The following is a 20,133-nucleotide window of genomic DNA, read 5'->3' as shown; positions in this document are numbered from 1 at the left end:
ACATAAGCAATCTTAATATCCAAGCTGGGCAGCGATCGGATGATGATGCCCAAGACAATCCTTAAATCGGCTTACATTTTACCTTCAACCACTCCGCTTCTTCTTCTGACAACAGAGGCTGAAGCCGATCGAAAACCATTTGATTGTATTGATTTAACCAGGCTAACTGATGTGATTCCAAAAGTGTTTTATTTATCATAATGGTATCGATAAAACATAGTGTTAAGGTTTCGAAAGCAAGAAAGGCACCAAACTCCCCGTTACTGTGCGCAGTACACAAAACCAGGTTCTCGATCCGTACACCATGTTGGCCCGGCCGATAAATACCAGGTTCGATAGAAGTTACCATGCCCGGTTTAAAGGCTATATCTACATTGGCAGGGCTAATATTCTGAGGCCCTTCGTGTACGTTCAGAAAAAAGCCGATGCCATGCCCCGTGCCATGCCCGAAATTAATGGTATAATCCCACAGTGGTTTTCTGCAGATGGCATCGATCTGATACCCTTTTGTACCTTCTGGAAAAATCAATTTTGAGCCTTCAATAAGTCCTTTAAGCACCAAGGTATAATCATCGGCTTGTTCTTTTGAAGCTTTACCGATGGGCATGACCCTGGTAATATCGGTGGTGCCATATCGGTACTGCCCTCCTGAATCGACTAAAAACAAGCCATCGCCTATAATTTCCTGATCGCTCTCTGCGGTTACGCTATAGTGCGGCAGCGCGCCATTGGCATTGTAACCTGCAATGGTATTAAAACTTAAGTCGACAAAAGATTGCTGCTGGGCCCTAAACGCAGCCAACTGTTCTGCTGCCGACCATTCTGTAATTTTTTCTTTCCCCAGCCTATCTTCCATCCATTTAAAGAACCTGGTTAGGGCTACGCCATCTTGCAGCATGGCTTTACGGATGTGCTTAATCTCGGTGTCGTTCTTTAAACTTTTTAAATGCGTGGTTGGATTGATCCCAAAAATAACCTGAGCTGTTTTAGGCAAGCATTGATACAAGCCAAAACAGGTGCGTTTTGGATCAATAAAAACAGAGGCATCTGGCGGCAAAGCCTGCAATGCTTTCGATATATCATTGTAGGGATATAAAGTTACCCCCTGCTTATTCAAGGTATCGATGTCGATTTTCGACAATTTTGCTTGATCAATAAAGAGTTTTGCTTCATCAAGTGTAATCAATGCAAAACTTAAGGCAACCGGGTTGTATGTTACATCAGATCCCCTTAGGTTAAAAAGCCACGCCATATCATCAAGGGATGAAATAAAATGATAGGCCACACCATTTGTTTTCAATGCTGCTCTTGTTTCAGCAATTTTAGCCGAAATACTCAAGCCAGTGGCATCTTCACCAATTAAATAAGCCTTTTCCCGCGGCAGCTCTACCCTATCGGTCCAAATGGCACTTACAAAATCGAAATCGGCTACTTCAATCGCCCGCGCCTGCAGATGTTGCTTCATCTCGATCGCCAATGCTACTGTAATCAATTGGTGGTTAAAGGCTACTTTTACACCTTCGGGCAATACTTCGAGCAGCCAACCCATATATTCGGGTGTGTGGGGTACTTTTAATTTAACCAATTCATAACCTGTGCCGGTTAATTGGCTTTCTGCCTGACTAAAATACCGCGAATCCGTCCATAGGCCCGCAAAGCTTTGTGTAATTACCAATGTACCCGCCGACCCCGTAAAACCGCAGGCAAAAGGGATAGCTTTATAATGTGCTGGCAAATATTCACTAATGTGAGGATCCGCAGCGGTAATAATATAGGCATCTACATTTTGGGCAGCCATTAGCTTACGCAAGGCCTGCAGTTTCTCTAAGTAGGTCATGTTAAGGAAGAATTTTATTGGCCAAAGATAAATTTCTCTGCTCAAATCGGGCAAAGAATGTCATCGCAAAATGCTGTTCAGATTACCGCATATTTAAGCGCAGCTGTTTTTCTTTTTCACCGTTCCAATAGGCACAATCCAGCTGTAAGAAAACAGAAGTATAAGGGATTGTTTCATTGGTTTTAATGACTAAAACTTTAAATAGTTTAGATTCCAGATCCAGTTTCTTGAATACAGAATCATGTAACAGGGTTTGCACCTTTGAACTGCCAAAAATGGATTTGGACCTGGTTACAAATTGTTTAACTCCCTTGGCTTGTGCTTCTGTTATATAACCCAATTCTTTATCCTGATAAATTACTGGTTTTACATGACCGGATTGTTCAAGTTTTGTGAACACTTCTTTTAATACAGGTAGTAGATCATCATTGGCGTATAAATATTCCATTCCAGGTGCATTTTGCTCTGGAAAGGCCTTGTCTACAATCAGTATCCAGTTCCGATGTCCCAACATCAAAATCTTTTTATCTAACTCAGGTTTCCAATCTGTACTTGTTACAACTTCGTTTTGTGCTGCACTTTTATCTATTGACTTTACACAACTAAACAGAAACATTAATACGCCCAAAACCATCAGCGCGCAAATTAATTCCAAAGATTTCATTGATTTTTTCATGCCAGGTTAACTAAAAATAATATTTAAGGTATCATTCAATCTCATTGTTATCTTTTCATTGAATGTTAATAGCAACACATGATCTTTTTGGTTTAATTTTACCGGAACATGTCGATTTTGATGTTTAACGGATACCGCTATAACCTCCTGTCTCCCAATTTTTTCAAATTTTATCTGCTGTAACTGTAGTTCGCCATACTTTAAGTGGAGATTATGCTTTTGCCCTGTTGGATTTTTCTGTTGTTCATAGGTACCCCAGCCTGCAGCTGAAGTAAAGGGTGCCCTAAAATTTTCCTTATTCCATTTAGGAGCGAAACCAATAAAAGCATTTGGGCCATGATATTCAAATCCGCAGGCCGTAATGAAGGTACCATAACTGGCCATCGCCCTTGCATAGTGGTCGCTACATTCAATTTCGTTAAACGGGTTTCTTTTTGCGGCATGGTGGCGATCGTGGATGGCCCTGGTTAAAATCAATGATTCACTAATCATTCCTTCCCCCATCAGGTGTGCCGCTACCTGATGTTCAAAACCGCTCATACATTCGTGAAAATAGCCCAACTGCCAGCTATCATTTTCGCCAAAAGGTTTACTTTCGTTACGGGGATTGGTATTCATGACCATCCCTCCCTCACCTGGCAGTGCATAGGGGCGACCTCCGGTATGCGTTTTGATATAGGGGCCAACATCCATTGTAAAATTATATTTCCAAAGTGCCCGGAGGGCTTTAACTGTCTTCTCTTTATCTAAAACCCTGGGTAAACCAACCTGAAAGGCCCAGCTCTGGCCATATACCTGATCGATATGACAGGTATTGTAAGAACCCAATTTTGCGCGCCCCTGTACCGCATCAGGGCGGTGGATAAAGTATTCTCCATTAAACAGTTCTTTTTCCATGTTCCCGCGCCCCTTAGTTACATAATTTTCACAAGTTTTCGCGAATTTAGTATCACCCATTTCCTCAGCCATAGCCTGCGCAGCTCTTGCTGCCGCGATACAGAGCCCAACAATCCATGCAATTTCTCCTTCCCATACCGCATCTAAAGTATTTTCCATTGGTGTATCGGTCATGCCGTCTCCATTTTTATCCTGATCCAGCATAAACTGAACTGCTTTTTTAATTTTAGTCCAGTTTTTTTTAAGAAACGTATTGTTTATACTCATTTGGTGCTCCCGATAAAAGCGGAGCACAGTGCCTGCTTGACCATCAATAGCCGGTCTACTTTCGTTCTCAGCCCTAAAAATAATAGCCCCACTGTCTTCTTTAAAGCCTACGCCTAAATCTACCTTCTCGCGAAGATTTTTTTCCAGATCAGGAAAAATTCTGGCAACGGCCTGGGCATATTGCCACACGTGGGTACAGGTGCCTGCACATGCGCCAACACCTTCCCAGCTCCAAAAGCGACCATCTGCAAAACGGTATGTATTTGCTGTGGCCAGCGTGCCAATGTTAACAAAAGTGCGCTCTAAAAACCAGTGTGGTAAGGTAGCGTTGTTCCATGTATTGCTCCACAATTCTGTTGTGCTGGTAAGCGCATTAAAATTGGTAATGATAAAATCGGATACCGCTTTGGCATCTTTGAACTTTCGCCCATACCAATAACCGCCCTCGGCATTTTTAACCAGCGTTTTAAGCCTTGGATTAACGTTATTAAAATGCCAGCTTACCGAATAATCTGCTTTTAATGATTTCCCTGGCGCGAGTATTTTCTTAATACTAATACCACCAACAAGTTTTTCGGGTGCTAAGGCAATGGCCGTTGGTTGGTTCTCATCTGAATTAAAATGATTGTTATTTACCGGCCATGGGCTAAACGACGCAATAGCATTTCCTTGTGCCTGATGTAGTGTAAAACACATCGTACCGTGATCGCCGGTAGCTTTCAATTCTTCATGATCAGTTTCGAATGCAGATACGATGCTGGTGGCATTGCCATTTCTAGCTATACTATTTTTGCGCTGCCCGCTATTGACTTTTGCGCTGAGTTTGTTTGTCCCGTTTTCCATCCAGCCTATCAGGCCAATATCAATTGGCGTTTTGCCGGTATTTAAAACCTCTACTCTTAAAATTGTTGCCGGAAGGGCTGATTGATCTGCATCCAGCGGAATAAATGGAGAATATACTTTTAGTTTAACTTCGATTGGGAAATCTGTACTGGAATAACAAATATCAGCGATTGGATAAGAAGCTTTAAAACTAATTTCGTCCCAATGGTCTTCATTCAGTTCTTTAATGATGGTTTTGCCGTTAACTGTGGCCTTTACCGCAAAACCCTGTTCCAATACGCGCTTATTATTTGCAATTGTGGGTTCTACATAAGCCGAGCCATCCCTGGGCCTAATTTTACGCACAGTTTCACCATCGTTCCAGTTAACCGTTTTTGGATCTATTCCCTCGTGGGCACCTTCGAAAGTTTCATTATAAATCTGCCATAGCCATAATCTGCCATCGCCACCAACATATACTGTACCGCCGTGCAAACCACCTGCAGGCATTCCTATATACTTTAACTCATTTTTACTTTTAAGATAAATAGTTGGCTCACCCCGATCAAACAGCGATTTAACCCATTTTCTATCCAATCCTTTATCCTCCGGGATATTGTGGAGCGGATATGTGGCGGAAAATATACTCTTGCTCCAAACGGGAAATTGTATTGCAGTTAATCCAAGGCCAAGGATGCCTATCTTCTTGATAAAATCTCTTCTTTCATGGGATGTTTTTTTCATCTGTTGTGCTTATTTTAGGGATGATCGTCATTAAATGAGCAATAAAAGACCGAATGCCGTGAAAATATTGTATTTGGTTATGTTACCTGCAATATAAATATTGTTTTTGCAGCATGCCTAACATTCCAAAATAAGGGAATAATTTGCCAATTGAGTTCAATTTATTGCCTTTGATATCTACTGTTTTTACGCCAAAGATTAAACAATTATTGCTTTTCCTTTTCCAATACCGGTATTTCAAATCTTTTGATCAATGGTGTATGGTGTTCTTTTTTTGAAATGGCTACCATCTGTTTTACAATGTCGGGGTGATCTGCAGATACATCATTTTGTTCTTTCAGATCGGTTGTCAGATCGTATAACGTCCATGCATCATTTCCTTTCAGCATGTTTAACCTTACCCCCTTCCAATTGCCGATTCGGATGGCCTGTTGCCCACCATATTCGGGGTATTCGAAGTACAGGTAATCATGCTGGATCTGTTTCCCTTTATCTAAAATGGCTGGCAGAATACTTAATCCATCTATCCCTGTTGGTAATTTGATATTCAACAGCTCGCAAAATGTGGGCATCATATCAAGTGTCGAGGAAATCAGATCGCTGGTTGATCCTTCTTTTACCTTACCTGGCCAGGATACAATAAAAGGCTCTCTGATGCCACCTTCCCGAACAAAGCCTTTGCCCCAGCCATATTCTCCTTTAAAAGGGCCGTTGCTGTTAAAAAATACCGGATCAGCCCCCGCATTAAATGCTGTTCCGTTATCGGCACAGAACATGATGATGGTATTATCATACACACCTTCATCTTTCAGTTTTTTAATTAATTGCCCCACCTGTTGATCGAGTAAGGTAATCATTGCGGCATAAGTAGCACGGGGGTAACGGCAAGGAAAATAAGAACCACCTAAAAAGGGCTTTTCATCACCAAACTTTTGGTGGTAATAATCGACCATTGTTTTGGGTGCCTGTAATGATACATGTGGCAGTGGGCTTGCATAATACAAAAAGAAGGGCTTGTTCTTATTCTTTCCGATAAAATTGAGTGCCGCTTTAATCAGAAAATCCGGGGCATAATCGTTTTGCTGATATCGCTCATAGTTTTTCTCGTTGAGCGGATCAAGATCGGCGGGGAATTTAACATCGGGATCTACAATTTTATTATCAAGGGGAACCCGTGTCTCGTTCTCCCATAAATGTCCACCATAATAGGTGTGATCTTGTCGCTGGCAGATAAAACCATAGAAATAATCAAAGCCCTGCCGGTTTGGCGTGCCGGCGGTCATCGGGCTTCCCAAGCCCCACTTCCCTACCAATGCAGTGTTATAACCCACAGTTTTTAATACTTTGGCAATGGTGACAGTCGAATCAGGAATCGGGTACTGGCCCTCAAGAAAAGGATTTTCTTCCATGGCCTTAAAATTCCATACATCACCACGTTCTCCCCACTCATGGTTACCGCGGATAAACGCCTTACCTGAGTTGATGCCCGTCATCAAGCCATACCTCGAAGGTGCACAAACCGGATAAGCATAATGTTGGGTAAAACGTTTGCCATGTTTGGCCAGCTCATCCAGATGAGGGGTTTCTATTTTTTGCTGCCCATAACTACCGAGTTCACCATAGCCCAAATCATCAGCAAGAATGTATACAATATTGGGTTTAGCTTTTGCTTTTTGCGCAAAAGATTGGGTAACCAGCATCCCGCTTATCATTAGTAATGCAACTGTCTTTATCATAAGCATTTATTTAACAGGCTTGAGCCTGTTCCTTAATTATTTGGTTTGATATCATCTTTATTCAGTTTTTCAACCAAAAACATCATATGTCCTTACAAAACATTAAATCGCTTCCCATTTCTGTATCGAACTTGTATTGGCTTATGCAAGATATTGATAACAACATCGCCGTTCTTATTTTTTCTTAGCACAAACGTTTGTCTAGTTTCTTTTCCAGGGAAAATAAGCAAACAGGAGAAGAACAGGTATCGGATTTTTTTAAGAGCAATGCGTTAAGCCAGATCAGTGACAAGATATAATGGCTTATATAAGAGAATCATTTGCCAATAAGATTAAATTTAAATTAAGCCCTAATTGTTTAATTGCAATAAGCTAATTAACAATACCTTAATCATTTAAGGCCTTTAGCATAACCGGGTGTTCGAACATCCTGTAAAAATGACCAAATATTTAAACCAATTGTACCATAATACCTGCAGTATTTAAAAAAGAGATAAGGATGAAAAAAACATCACTAGCGATTATTGCTTTTTTGGCATTTAGTATTGCTCAAGCACAAACCGTTTTTGTTTCAACAGCCGGCAATGATCTAAATCCTGGTACGGTTAACCAACCCGTAAAAACTTTTGCAAAAGGGATCAGTAAAGCATTGGCTTATCAAAACAAAAATGTAATTATCGAACTTTCCGGAGGGACGTATCCAGTGGATAAGACTGTAGAAATTACTTCGGCACAATATCATCTTAAAACACTTACCATTAAAGCAAAATCGAATCAAAAGGTGCTCATTTCGGGGGCGCAAAAGGTTAAACTTTCCTGGAAGCCTTATCAAAAGAATATCCTATCTGCCAGATTAAGTTTAAAGCAAGCACCCGATCAGCTATTTATGAATGGCAAGATACTACCAATGGCCCGATATCCCGATTTTGATCCATCGGCCAGGGTATTTAACGGAACAGCTGCCGACGCAATTGCACCGGAGCGGGCAAGAAAATGGAAGAACCCCAAAGGTGCTTATATCCATGCATTACACCAGGGCGAATGGGGCGATTTCCATTACCTGATTACCGGAAAAGACAGTACCGGCAAACTGCTTTACGAAGGTGGCTGGCAGAATAACCGTCCTGCTAAAATGCATCCTCAGCACCGCTACGTAGAGAACATATTTGAAGAATTAGACCAGCCTGGCGAATGGTTTTATGATCAAAAAGAGGGAATGATTTACCTCATCCCTCCAGTTGGCACGAACCCACAAACGGCCGAATTTGCATTGAGCAGCATCACTGATCTTGTACACCTCAAAGGATCACTGGCCAGCCCCATTAAAAATATCACCATAAACGGTATCGATTTTACCCAGACGGCCAGAAGCTTTATGCTGGTAAAGGAACCGCTGTTGAGAAGTGATTGGACCATATTCCGTGGGGGTGCCATTTTGCTAGATGGGACAGAAAACATCGTGATTAAAAATTGTAATTTTTACAATTTAGGCGGAAGCGCTGTTTTTCTGAGCAATTACAATAAAGATGATAAAATCGACAGCAACCATATTTATAACATCGGCGCAAATGGAGTCGCATTTGTAGGTAACCCGAATGCGGTTCGCTCGCCATCTTTTAGATATGAAAATGCTGTTCCATACCCAGAAACAGATATGCAGCCAGGACCTAAAAGCACAAATTATCCGCAGCATTGTGAGGCTGTAGGTAACCTGATCCACAGTACGGGTACTATAGAAAAACAATCGGCTGGTGTCCAGATCTCCATGTCGTCGGATATCTTGGTGAGCCATAACACCATCTATAAAGTGCCGCGTGCGGGCATTAACATTAGCGAAGGGACCTGGGGTGGACACATTATCGAATTTAATGATGTATTTGCTACCGTACTCGAAACCGGAGATCATGGCGCTTTTAATTCGTGGGGCAGGGACCGATACTGGCGGCCGGCCAGAAATACCATGGATAGCATTGTGGCAGCCAAGCCAGGTATAGAACTTTTGGATGTGATCCACCCAATCATTTTACGCAACAACCGATTTCAATGTGATCATGGCTGGGATATTGATTTAGATGATGGCAGCAGCAATTATCAGATTTATAATAACATTTGTTTAAGTGGCGGCCTAAAATTGCGAGAAGGCTATCACCGCAACGTATACAATAATATCATCATTAACAATACCTTTCATCCTCATGTTTGGTTAAAAAATAGTGGCGATATTTTTAAAAACAATATTGTGTCATCAGCTTACGCCCCCATACTAATGGAAAACTGGGGCAAAGAAATTAATGACAACTTTTTCCTGAGCAGAGAAGGCCTTTTAGAAACGCAAAAGTTCAAAACAGATGCAAACAGTCGGGCTGGCGATGCCCAATTTGAAAATGCGAAAACAGGAAATTATCACCTTAAAAAATCATCTGATGCCTTAAAAATCGGTTTTAAAGATTTCGATATGAATTTTGGCGTAACCGCTATCCGTTTAAAAAAACTGGCCGCTTCCCCAAAAATCAACCCATTGAATAGTACCGGTCAGGTTGGCCAGTCCAGTGAAGGTGAATGGTTAGGCGCGACATTCAAGAATATTGAAAATTTAGGTGAGAGATCAGCAGCAGGGCTATCCAATAATGATGGTGCTTTGCTTATTCGGTTAACAAAAGGTTCTTTAGCCGAAAAAAACGGATTAAAGAAAGGTGATGTGATTATCGGGCTTGATCAGAACGAAGTGAAATCTGTTGCCGGATTATTAAAGATCCATAGCGAAATCCGCTGGAAAGGACATGCACCCAGTACCATATTTAGAAATCAAAGGGAACAGCAACTCGATATTTCGTTAAAAGATTAAAAAATAACAGCATAGACCTGCTTATATCTATCAGACAATCAATTTAATTAGCATTACCGCTCAAAAATCTTATGGCTTGAAGGTTCTTGTTAAGCTAAATAGCCGGAGATATTTCCGGCTATTTTAGTAATTTGTTAAATAAGCTTTTTTATCATTTTCCAGAATACACCTCAGCAACCTGACTAGAAAGGTATTTAAAAGCAATTGGGATATCAACTGCCGGATGACTGGTGCTGCCCTCGATAAAAATAAAACCTTTGTAATTGATTTTCTTCAGGGCGCTTAGGTAAGGTTTAAAATCATCACCAGCTACACCGGGTAATGTACGTTTTTCTTTTTCGGCAATTTCACAAAAGCCTACAACAGCGCCAGCGGCAACAATTTCGTCTGGAGACTCTCCCTCGCGCAACATGTGGAAAATATCGACATTCAGCCTAAAATTGGGTTCATTTACCTTCTCTACTATCCCGGCTGCCGACTTTAAAGAGGTAATAAAATTGGTTTCGGTTTTTTCTAAGTTTTCCAACAGGATAATTACACCGTGTTTCCTGGCTACCTGACCCAGTTTTTTGCCCAGGGCTATGAAATCGGCTGTTGCCTTATTCACATCGTAATCGGTAGGAATACTACGTGCGCCCGAACTGCCCAAAACAATATATTTCACTCCGGCCTCCTTAGCCCTCGACAATACCGTTTCGGTATAGCTTAAAACCTTTGCTTCATCTACACTTGGTCCGGCAATTTTTAAGCTAGCCGGAAAAAACAGATTACAGCTAAGCACCTTACATTTAGAGGCTTTTATTTTTTTCAGGCTGGCACGAAACGCTTCATCGCCCATTGTTGGTACAAGTACATTTGGCACCGATTCGCCGATCAGTTTAAAACCAGCCGAATAGGCCAAACTGTCCTGAGCTAAACCGGAAACTATGCCCAACTGTGGATATTCCCGTTTATTTGAAATGAAACCAGAAAAAGACAAAACAACCAGGAAAGCAAAAAAAACTAAAGACCTATTTCTCATCATGACCATTATTTGAAAAGCAATTTAAGAATTTTAAGCCAACAAATATTTGGGACCTTGGAAAATGATCGCTCCAAGATCCCAAAAAACGGTTTATATCTAATTTATTACCAAATAGATTTCACCGAATAAACCTTTAGTTCTTTAACATCGATATTATTTCCCCAAAAGTGAAAACCTTCAGTATTTTTGGTATCCAACTTGCGTTCCATCGAATATGAATAGGCTCCGCCGTCAATAAATACCTCTATAGAAGTGCGGTCGATATAGATATCAGCCGAAATCTCCATACTCGTCATATCTTCTGGCGAATAAAAAACACCGTTTACCAGATTAAAATTCATGTCATAATCCAATAATTTCTGTCCGAAAAGATTTAAACCTGCACCTGTAGCATGAGAAAGTTTAATTTTTGTTTTGATCCGGATCCTATCGGTATTGTTATACGCTTTGAGCTTTTCGTTCGCATCTTTCGCATTCAGATTATTCCATTCTCCTACACTTTCAAAAAGCTGATCGGCTTCTTTTATAGGTTCGCTAAACAGGCGTATACCATCCTTTGTGGTTTTAAGTTTAAGTTCGGTGGGCAAAAGCATCATGCCGTTAAAAGGCATATCAGGATGGCCCACCCTGCCCCAACCAATCTGGATTCTCCTTCCGTCAGATTCTGGAATATTGGTAAAAGTTTGCGCAGCGTAAATGGTTCCGGTTACATAATAATGTTTGCCAGATTCGGGCGTGAATTTTTTACCGTCAAAGGTACCTGTCATATAAGTATTGGAAGCGCCATACATCACCCATTTGGTTTTACTTTTATCGCCATCAACAGGCAGTTCAAATAAATCAGGACATTCCCAAAAACCCGTCGTATGGCTTTCGAAAGTCCAATCCTTTAAATTTTTAGAGTTGTAGATCGAATGCCCATCTCTTTCATTTAACACCAATACCCAATGATTACCAGGCTTATACCAAAATACCCTCGGATCGCGGGTATCATTACTGTTCCATTTTGCCTTCGAATCGATAATCGGGTTTTTGCTGTATTTTGTCCAGGTACGTCCCTTATCTAAGCTATAAGCCACACACTGAACTTGTTTTTCATCCGAATTAGCAGTATAAGTAGCCACCATTGCAGGTACATTGCCTTTATTAAAACCTGCAGTATTATTGTAATCGATTACGGCTGACCCGGAGAACATAGTGCCAATAGGATCAGGGCTTAAAGCCGTTGGAAGCTCTTCCCAATGGATCATGTCTTTACTTACCGCATGGCCCCACGACATGTTTTCCCATTCCTTTTCGTAAGGATTGTGCTGATAAAAAAGATGGTATTCACCTTCGTAAAAAATAAGTCCGTTTGGATCATTTATCCATCCTCTTTTTGTGGTGAAATGAAACTGAGGGCGGTTCTTTTCTTTATATATCGTTTTTTGTCCTTCAATCTCATCGTTCTGATAAATTTTATCCAGTCCTGAACCATCGCCATCATAGCTGATTTTGATCGTTTTTCCTTTTAACGCGCTTACATCACAGAAAACCCAATATTCAGGTTCATCTTTAGCAAGCCTGATTTTAAAAACACGTTCCTGTTTGCCTGCAATTTCAAATTTCATATTTGCCCTATTCTGTTTTTGTGAAACAGGTAAATTGAGGTATCGCTTGTTTATTTTGATCACAATATCAGCTGCATTGGCAACTTGAAAAAGAACCAATAAGGCCCCGATGCCGAGCATCATTTTGAGTGTTGTTTTCATATCTTTTCAATAATAATAATTAATCTGTTGAGTAAATCGTTTATCCCTTTACTTTGGCAAAATAGTTTTGGCTTCTTCTTCCATCCCTGTAATATGATCGATGGCTTTTGCAAAACCATACCAATAGGTGGTGGCAGCAAAATCGGCAGTTCCGTTTTGCCAGCCCAGCATTTCCATATCCATTTTAAAAAAATTCGTAAATGGAATACGGTCGAGGTTGCGGGTTCTGGTAAAGGTATTGTAGCCAAATGAATCTTCATGATCGGCGCGGGGTGCATTTGCAAATGGTGTTTGGTATAACACCACAGGCGCCCAGGAAGTATTGTAATAATCTTCGGTTCCTGTTCCAAATTCGGAAGGGAATTTATCCTGATCGACCCATATTTTCTGATCGCCTTCACCATACCAGGTATGCATGTGGTTAAATACCGACATGCTATTGCCCAGGTAAACTCCTTTTCCGTTAATGGTGATGAAATTTAGTTCCTGTGCTTTGGGTGTATCAAATTTAAAAATGGCTTCCTCCCTTTTTTGTTTCCAGCTGGCATGAAAGTACATGCTCGATTTTGTCCACTGGTATTTACTGACCTGCGCAGATAAATCGGTTTCAACCGGTATATCACTTAAATTGATGAGAGAAATCACTGCCGATTTCTGATAAGGCATTATCCAACGGCTAATGATCTGCCCATCGGGGCTTACTGTTCTGTACCAACTTTGAAGCGCCTTTCCACCTACTCCACTACCCGAAAAATCGCCCACAGGGCACCATACGGTTTGCTCGCCATCAAACACAATCTTAATAATGGTAGAACGCAAGGCCTGATCCTGAAGCGCAGGTTGCTGTGCCGCTATTTTTAAGCGCATCACATCTATGGATGATGGTCCCTTGGGCAGGGTGATGGAAACTGTTTTTCCCGGCTGGATCAACTTTTTCAGTAAACTGGCAGTTATGCGATTTGCAACCGGTGGATTCCACAACAGCTTTTCTGTTTCGCCGATCAGATTTTTTGCCGCAGCAAGTTCTTTAAAATCAAACGTTTTGACTTTGGTTTTTGGCAGGTAAGTACGGTAATTGATCTGATAATACCTTGGCTGTTTTACCTGAATATCTTTTTCTTCCCAGGTAACCTTGCAATGTTTGGCATAAGGCAAAGGCAGATAAAGTGTGCTGCCACCTTTTTCATTTGGCTGATAGGAAGAATGCGGATTTAACAAGGCAGGCCCGAGCTTTAAACCACTCTTCAGCAGATCGTAAGCGGGAATCTTCAATGTTGCACTATCCTGATGATCAAAGTAAATCCGTAATATCCCATTTCGTTTAAAAGTGGTCAGCCAGAACCGTACAATTACACCCGGACCATCTACATCCAGCATCACCTGCTCAGCATGCCCCGATTTTTGTTCCGATTTTTGTTCCGTTCTGATGTACTGAGAAAAATCGGCATTATTGTACCATCCCGGCTGATCAGGTGATACAGATCCCCGGTCGTAACTGCTGGCCTGGTGGGTGGTAAAGTTATCCGCGGGCCAATAACTCATCGTTTTGCTGGCCGTCATTTCTTTGAGCAGGCCAGATAACGAAACCACTTCCTGGCTAATCGCATCAAAGCCCATTAGCAAAAACACAAAGCTGATCGCAACCGAATTAATAGCTCTTCTCATATGATTAAATTTAATAAATATTCCGGGGCAAAATATCAGCCCAGAATGATGATTACCAACCAGTATTTTGTTTGTACAATCCTTTGCTAAAATTGATCTGATTTAATGGGATTGGCAAATATTCATCTCTATTCTTTTTAAAAAAGGCATCCCGAAGGTGTGAAGCCCTGTTTTTCTCAATCGAAAAATAAGCATTGAGATAATCGGCAGCTATGCCCCACCTTACCAGGTCGAAAAAGCGGTACCCTTCCATGGCAAACTCCATTCTACGTTCGTACCTCAAGGCTTCACGCGCATAGGCCTGTGTCCAGGTGCAGTTTACCCCAGGCTGATAGGTTTCTATTTTGTAATTAGAGGTACTTGAACCATCAGCCTGCTTTAATAGCGTGGTACTGTTTCTTGCTCTTGTTCTAATCGAATTGATAATGGGAACAGCGTCATTAAACCTTCCGAGTTCGATTAATGCTTCTGCCTTAAACAGCAGTACATCTGCATAACGGATAATATCCCAGTTTTTAGCACTCGACATAAAAGGCGGAAACTTTTTAAAAGCCGGATCATCGGGCAGAACCGTTTCTTTCAAACTCATAAAGCGGCCATAAATCTGCGGCGCCCTGGTCCACGATACCTGAAAAATGAATGTGGGTTTATATTTGTAAGGATGACCCGGTATGGCCACGGAGTGATCTAAACGCGGATCGAAACTATTGGTTTTGAAATCATCGCCAGCGGCCGTATTAATGGTATTGTAAGAATCGAACAATGGTAATCCTGTTGAAGAGGTTTTAAAGGCATTTACTAAATTCTGACTTGGGGTATGAAAACCGCAGCAGCCATATTCTACATTCATAGGATAATTGAGCGAATGGCCGTTATCCGTTCTTCCATTGGGCGTGCCATCATCTTTAGAGTATTGGATTGCAAAAACCGATTCAGGCCCATTTTCAAATCTGGAAAGAAAGTTATTTGCATAATCGGCACTCAGGCTATATTTCCCTGAATTGATTACTTCGTCGGTAAGACTTACCACTTCATTTAATTTTGCCTGATTGATTGAGGTTACATTATTCTGGTTATCCTGCACATAAGCCTGGTATAACAATGCCTTGGCCAGATAAGATTTTGCGGCAAATTTGGTAATCCTGCCTTTATCTGCCTGATCTACGGGCAGGTTATCGCCGGCGAAACGGAAATCAGCAGTAATTTTATCCCAAAGCTGTTCATCTGTTAAATCCACATTTGAGATTTTATCATACTCTGTTTTAGGAATGGTTTCGTCGATATAAGGCACACGTTTGAATAGAATTTTTAACAGGAAATAAAAATGTCCTCTTAAAAACCGCAGTTCAGCCTGTCTCGAGAGCCTGGTAGAAAGCTGCGCAGCAGTTAAGTTATTTACTCGCGCTAAAGCGTCGTTAACCCTGCCAATGGCTAAATATAGTCTAAACCAGGTACCATCGGCATTGCCAATATCCACGCGGTTAAGGTTGAAGGTTTCGTAAGCATTAAAGTCACCTACATCGCCCGGGCCATCGCCGCCTTTATAGGCATCGCCACTGCGGATGCTGCCATAAGCCCACATGTTGCTGTAAGGTGTTGCCCAATAATCGTTACCCAAAGCGGAATAAGCGGCGATAACCATTTTTTCTGCATTTTCAGGTGTATTCAGGTCTTCGGATGATACTACCCCCTGAGGTTTTTCATCAAGTGTATTTGTGCAGGATACCAAAATCAGGCAGATTGCAGTTAAGATATATTGTGTAGTCTTTTTCATCTTTTTTGTTGATTTAGAATGAAACATTGATGCCCAAAGTGGTAATTAAAGGTATTGGATAGGCATTACCGGGATTCTCCGGATCGGTAGCGGTATAACTTTTACTTTTGAGGGTAAATACATTGCTCGCCTGTACAAAAACCCTTGCACGCTGAACCTTAAGATTCTTTAACACAGGTTGTAAATTATAGCCCAACTGAATATTCCTAAGTTTGAGGTATGAGCCGCTTTCCAGAAAATAAGTTGAGGTTCTTCCTTCATTATTCCGGTCTACCAGCGTAAGTGAAGGGATATCAGAACCGCTGTTTTGTGGTGTAAAAGCGTCTAACGTGCGGCTTCCGAAATTTGCTCCCGGAGCCAGCGAAGAAAAATCGGTCAGGTATTTATATCCATTGTTCACGTCAGATCCCTGTACGCCTTGCAAAAAGAAAGAAAGGTCGAAATTTTTATAACTGATGGATGTATTAAAACCGTAGATCCATTTAGGTGCAGTATTGCCTATATAATCTCTATCAAGCGCATCTATAGTGCCATCGCCATTCAAATCTTTGTATCGAATCCTTCCGATTCCTTTTCCAGGCTGTATGGCATGGTTATTTACATCCTCAGCAGTTTTAAAGATCCCATCGGCTACGTAGCCAAAGATGGAAGTGACCGGCCGGCCCAAAATGTTCTTGTCAGTGCCGTTCCCCGGGTAAGAAGTAAGGATTTCAGGAGGAAGAACCGTCACCTTATTGCTGTAGGAGGATGCATTTCCTGTTAAAGTAATGTTCCAGTCTTTACCCACCTGTTTCGACCATGAAAGCAGGAATTCGATCCCTTTATTCTGCATCGATGCACCGTTTGCAAATCTTGATCCGCCTTCGCCAATTACAGCCAGATAGGCCGGATTGATTAAAATATCAGAAGTTTTCTTGATAAAATAATCTACCGATCCCGAAAGTTCATTGTTAAAAAGCGCAAAATCCAAACCCACGTTGTGTTGGGCCGTTTCTTCCCATTTAAGGCTATTGTTGCCTTGTTGGATGAGCGCAAAACCCGATGGCAACTGTCCGGTATTGGCACCTGAAATATCATATGCGGTACCACCATCATAATTGCCAACAGCATTGGTTCCATAAATGGCAGAGTATAAGGTATAAGTGGCATTGTTGGCAATTTCCTGGTTTCCGTTTTTACCCCAACCGTAACGCAGTTTCAGATCGGAAACTACCGGAACAGCTTCTTTGATAAACTTTTCTTCACTGATCCGCCAGCCCGCAGAGAAGGCAGGAAAATAACCGAACTGGTTTTCTTTCCCAAACCGCGAAGAACCATCACGCCTGATGGTTGCCGAAAGCAGATACCTGTCGTTATAGCTGTAATTGGCTTTGGCGAAATAAGATAACAATGAACTTGCCGTACCATTTCCCGAGTTGTCTTTGGTGGTAGATCCGGCATCGAGGTAGGCATAATCTAAATTCTCGAGGGCTAAACCCTGCCTGCTTCCGCTAAAGCCCTGATAAATGGTACTGATCTGCTCCTGTCCGATTAAAAAGTCGGCCTGATGTTTATCTTTTTTTATTGCATAACTAAGGGTGTTTTGCCAGATGCGGTTTCCATCGTAATTACTATTGGTGTTTACTGCATTGGAAGGATCCGAAAGGAAACCAGAAGTGTATGATTTGCGTAGAGTCCTGGCGTAGTTCCCATTATAATCAATGGCATAACTGGTTTTTAAGAATAATTTTGGGATGATCTGCAATTCTGCATATGCATTACCAAATACCCGCCAAAAGTTATTGTAATTCTGTTTGTTATCCTCAATGAGGCGCACAGGGTTTTGCCTGTCGGCCATACCAGCTGCCGGACCGCCCCAACCGCCTGTTACGGTATAAATCGGCACAACCGAAAATACAATCTGCGATAATCCGGTAACATCTCCGGTTGGGATGAGTACATCCTTCATGTATGTACCCGAAAAATTTTCACCAATTCTTAATTTTCCGTTAAGTAGTGTATAATCCGAATTGATCCTGCCTGTTAGTTTTTTATCTCTTGTTTCTTTAATAATCCCTTTGCTATCATAATAGCTCAAAGAAAACAGACTGTTGCCCTTTTCATTTCCATTGGCGATGGAAACGTTATACGACTGTAATAAAGATTGCTGAGAAATTTCGTCGTACCAATCTGTGTCGGCCGACCGCATCGTTTTAGCCCCATCTATAAACTCGGGAATGATGACGCGGTTTAAAACAGGGTTATCAAAATTATTGTTCCAATCGTACTGATAAATCTGGTTTACATTCGGGTTCGAACGGTCGTTTACGGCCGCTTGCCAGTAGGCCCTTCCCCTCTCTTCAGCGTTAAGCGTTTTAATTTTTGAGGTGTAAAACTGCAGGGATGCCGAAGCGTCGAAATCGATGCGGCTATATCCGGCCTTGGCTCTTTTGGTGGTTACAATAATTACCCCATTGGCTGCCCTTGATCCGTAAATGGTGGCAGATGAAGCGTCTTTTAAGACCTGAATCGATTCGATATCGTTTTGGTTTAACTCCTGTAGCCCTCTTTTGGTCGGAATACCGTCAATCACATATAAAGGATCGTTATTGCCCAAAGTACCAATACCGCGTATACGGACACTCGCACCTCCATTTGGCGAACCATCGGCACTGATCAACACACCCGGAACCCTGCCCTGTAGCGCTTTAACAGGGTTGCCTAATGGGATATCCTTGATATCTTTAACATTAACAACAGCTACGGCACCGGTAAGGTCTTTTTTCCTTTCCTTCTGATAACCGGTTACCACCACATCATTTAAAGAATTTGTTAAATCGAGCTGCACGCTAATCACTGCATTTGCGCCAAGCTTTAAACTGTATGGGTTTGCCCCCACATAACTAAACTTTAAAGTTTGTCCGGCTTCGGCCTGAATGCTAAATTTCCCTTTAGCATCTGTTTGGCTCACCCTTCCAGATTCGACAACGCCAACAGAAACACCTTCAAGTGCATTATTCTGCTGATCGGTTACCGTGCCGGTTATTGTTTTAGCCTGGGCCACACTGTTTAGCGCTGCTATGAGCATCAAACAGCAATAAAAAATAACTTTTTTCATCATCTCATAATTGGTTTTATTGGTTAGTATTTGTTCGACCGATAATGCCCTTACCGGGAATATTGGCTCATTTTTGTAGAAAAAATCGTTTTAGCACCTAAGCATCAAAAAGCAGGTATTGGTCTAACTGATAATTTGGACAGGCACCTTTTTGGGTAGCAATAAATGCCCCCATCGCAATGGCATTTTTTAAAATTTCATTCGGATGTTTCTTTTGTTTGTGACCAGCAATGAAAGCGGCCAGGAATGCATCACCGCTTCCGATGGTATCTTCTACCTTAACCTCAGCACCGAAGTGATAAAACCGATCATCAGCCCTGTAGTATGCCGCTCCCGATTCGCCTTTGGTAATCAGGACTTCGGCCACACCAAAGCGATCCTGAATGAACTTTACTTTCTCCCTTTCTGTTCCGTACAATCCACCGAAAAGTGTCTGAACCACATCAAGCTCCGCCTCATTAAATTTAATGATATCGGCCTTTTCCATTAAAGTTTGCAGCACGGCACGTTTTACAAATGGATACCGAAGATTAATATCGAGCACTTTAATGACATCCAGTTCGAGAAAACGGTGCAAGGCCTCTTGCGTAGGTCCGTTTCGGGAAGATAAAGAGCCATAAATAAAATAGTCAGACGCAGCCACCTGTTCTATGGTCTTTTGTTCTACTTCGATAAAATCCCAGGCTACCGGGAATACAATTTCGTAACACACTTCATTTCCATTGTTCAAACTGGCCAGTACTTCACTGGTTGGGTATTTTTCATCCACCTGAAGATAATGGTGATCAATAGCCCATTCTTCCATCAGTTCCTGTAGCCATTTGCCGTTTTCATCATTGCCTATACGGCTGATAATACCAGCTGCTACACCCAATTTATTTAAGTGGTAGGCCACATTCAGTGGCGCTCCACCAGGTTGCGGACCATCGGGCAGGATATCCCAAAGTACTTCGCCAAAGCAGATTACCGATGTATTATTTGTTTTTAATGCACACATA

General features: G+C 41.7%; 11 protein-coding genes. 1 reads left to right on the top strand and 10 read right to left on the bottom strand.

The genetic code is table 11. The annotated features are described in order from the left end of the window. Positions 1-61: 61 nt before the first annotated feature. From AC04Q1_RS20045 to AC04Q1_RS20030, 4 genes are all read right to left on the bottom strand, one after another. Positions 62-1,837 (bottom strand): aminopeptidase P family protein, encoded by a 1,776-nt coding sequence (locus tag AC04Q1_RS20045; protein ID WP_478366343.1) that lies wholly within the window; start codon positions 1,835-1,837, stop codon positions 62-64. Between the two features lie 82 nt (positions 1,838-1,919). Beyond that, positions 1,920-2,513 carry a hypothetical protein gene (locus AC04Q1_RS20040; protein ID WP_478366342.1) on the bottom strand — a complete coding sequence of 198 codons (594 nt, stop codon included), beginning with the start codon at positions 2,511-2,513 and terminating at the stop codon, positions 1,920-1,922. Positions 2,514-2,519: 6 nt separating this feature from the next. Next, positions 2,520-5,243 carry a GH116 family glycosyl hydrolase gene (locus AC04Q1_RS20035; RefSeq protein ID WP_478366341.1) on the bottom strand — a complete coding sequence of 908 codons (2,724 nt, stop codon included), beginning with the start codon at positions 5,241-5,243 and terminating at the stop codon, positions 2,520-2,522. Positions 5,244-5,449: 206 nt separating this feature from the next. Beyond that, positions 5,450-6,979 carry an arylsulfatase gene (locus AC04Q1_RS20030; protein ID WP_478366340.1) on the bottom strand — a complete coding sequence of 510 codons (1,530 nt, stop codon included), beginning with the start codon at positions 6,977-6,979 and terminating at the stop codon, positions 5,450-5,452. Between the two features lie 499 nt (positions 6,980-7,478). Between AC04Q1_RS20030 and AC04Q1_RS20025 the strand changes: the two genes are divergently transcribed. After that, complete coding sequence (locus AC04Q1_RS20025) at positions 7,479-9,824, top strand: right-handed parallel beta-helix repeat-containing protein (RefSeq protein WP_478366339.1); 2,346 nt, start codon at positions 7,479-7,481, stop codon at positions 9,822-9,824. A 151-nt stretch (positions 9,825-9,975) separates the two neighbouring features. Here AC04Q1_RS20025 and AC04Q1_RS20020 read toward each other — a convergent pair whose 3' ends face one another. The 6 genes from AC04Q1_RS20020 to AC04Q1_RS19995 all read right to left on the bottom strand — a co-directional run bounded on the left by AC04Q1_RS20020 (position 9,976) and on the right by AC04Q1_RS19995 (position 20,132). Continuing rightward, a complete protein-coding gene (locus AC04Q1_RS20020) occupies positions 9,976-10,848 on the bottom strand; it encodes a sugar phosphate isomerase/epimerase family protein (RefSeq protein ID WP_478366338.1) in 873 nt (290 codons plus the stop codon). A gap of 104 nt (positions 10,849-10,952) precedes the next feature. Beyond that, the gene (locus AC04Q1_RS20015; protein WP_478366337.1) at positions 10,953-12,599 is read right to left on the bottom strand and encodes a glycoside hydrolase family 32 protein; all 1,647 of its coding nucleotides are present in this window, start codon (positions 12,597-12,599) and stop codon (positions 10,953-10,955) included. 48 nt (positions 12,600-12,647) lie between these two features. Further along, positions 12,648-14,264, bottom strand: coding sequence for a glycoside hydrolase family 172 protein (locus tag AC04Q1_RS20010; protein WP_478366336.1), 1,617 nt, complete (start codon positions 14,262-14,264; stop codon positions 12,648-12,650). A gap of 52 nt (positions 14,265-14,316) precedes the next feature. Continuing rightward, complete coding sequence (locus tag AC04Q1_RS20005; protein WP_478366335.1) at positions 14,317-16,038, bottom strand: RagB/SusD family nutrient uptake outer membrane protein; 1,722 nt, start codon at positions 16,036-16,038, stop codon at positions 14,317-14,319. Between the two features lie 13 nt (positions 16,039-16,051). Next, entirely contained in the window at positions 16,052-19,138 is a 3,087-nt protein-coding gene (locus AC04Q1_RS20000) for a SusC/RagA family TonB-linked outer membrane protein (RefSeq protein ID WP_478366334.1), read from the bottom strand. Between the two features lie 94 nt (positions 19,139-19,232). Then, a complete protein-coding gene (locus AC04Q1_RS19995) occupies positions 19,233-20,132 on the bottom strand; it encodes a carbohydrate kinase family protein (RefSeq protein WP_478366333.1) in 900 nt (299 codons plus the stop codon). Between the last annotated feature and the right edge of the window lies 1 nt (position 20,133).

Source organism: Pedobacter humicola, assembly GCF_056490705.1.
Note: the sequence above shows the minus strand (reverse complement) of the source record. Positions and strands in the feature narration are given on the sequence as shown.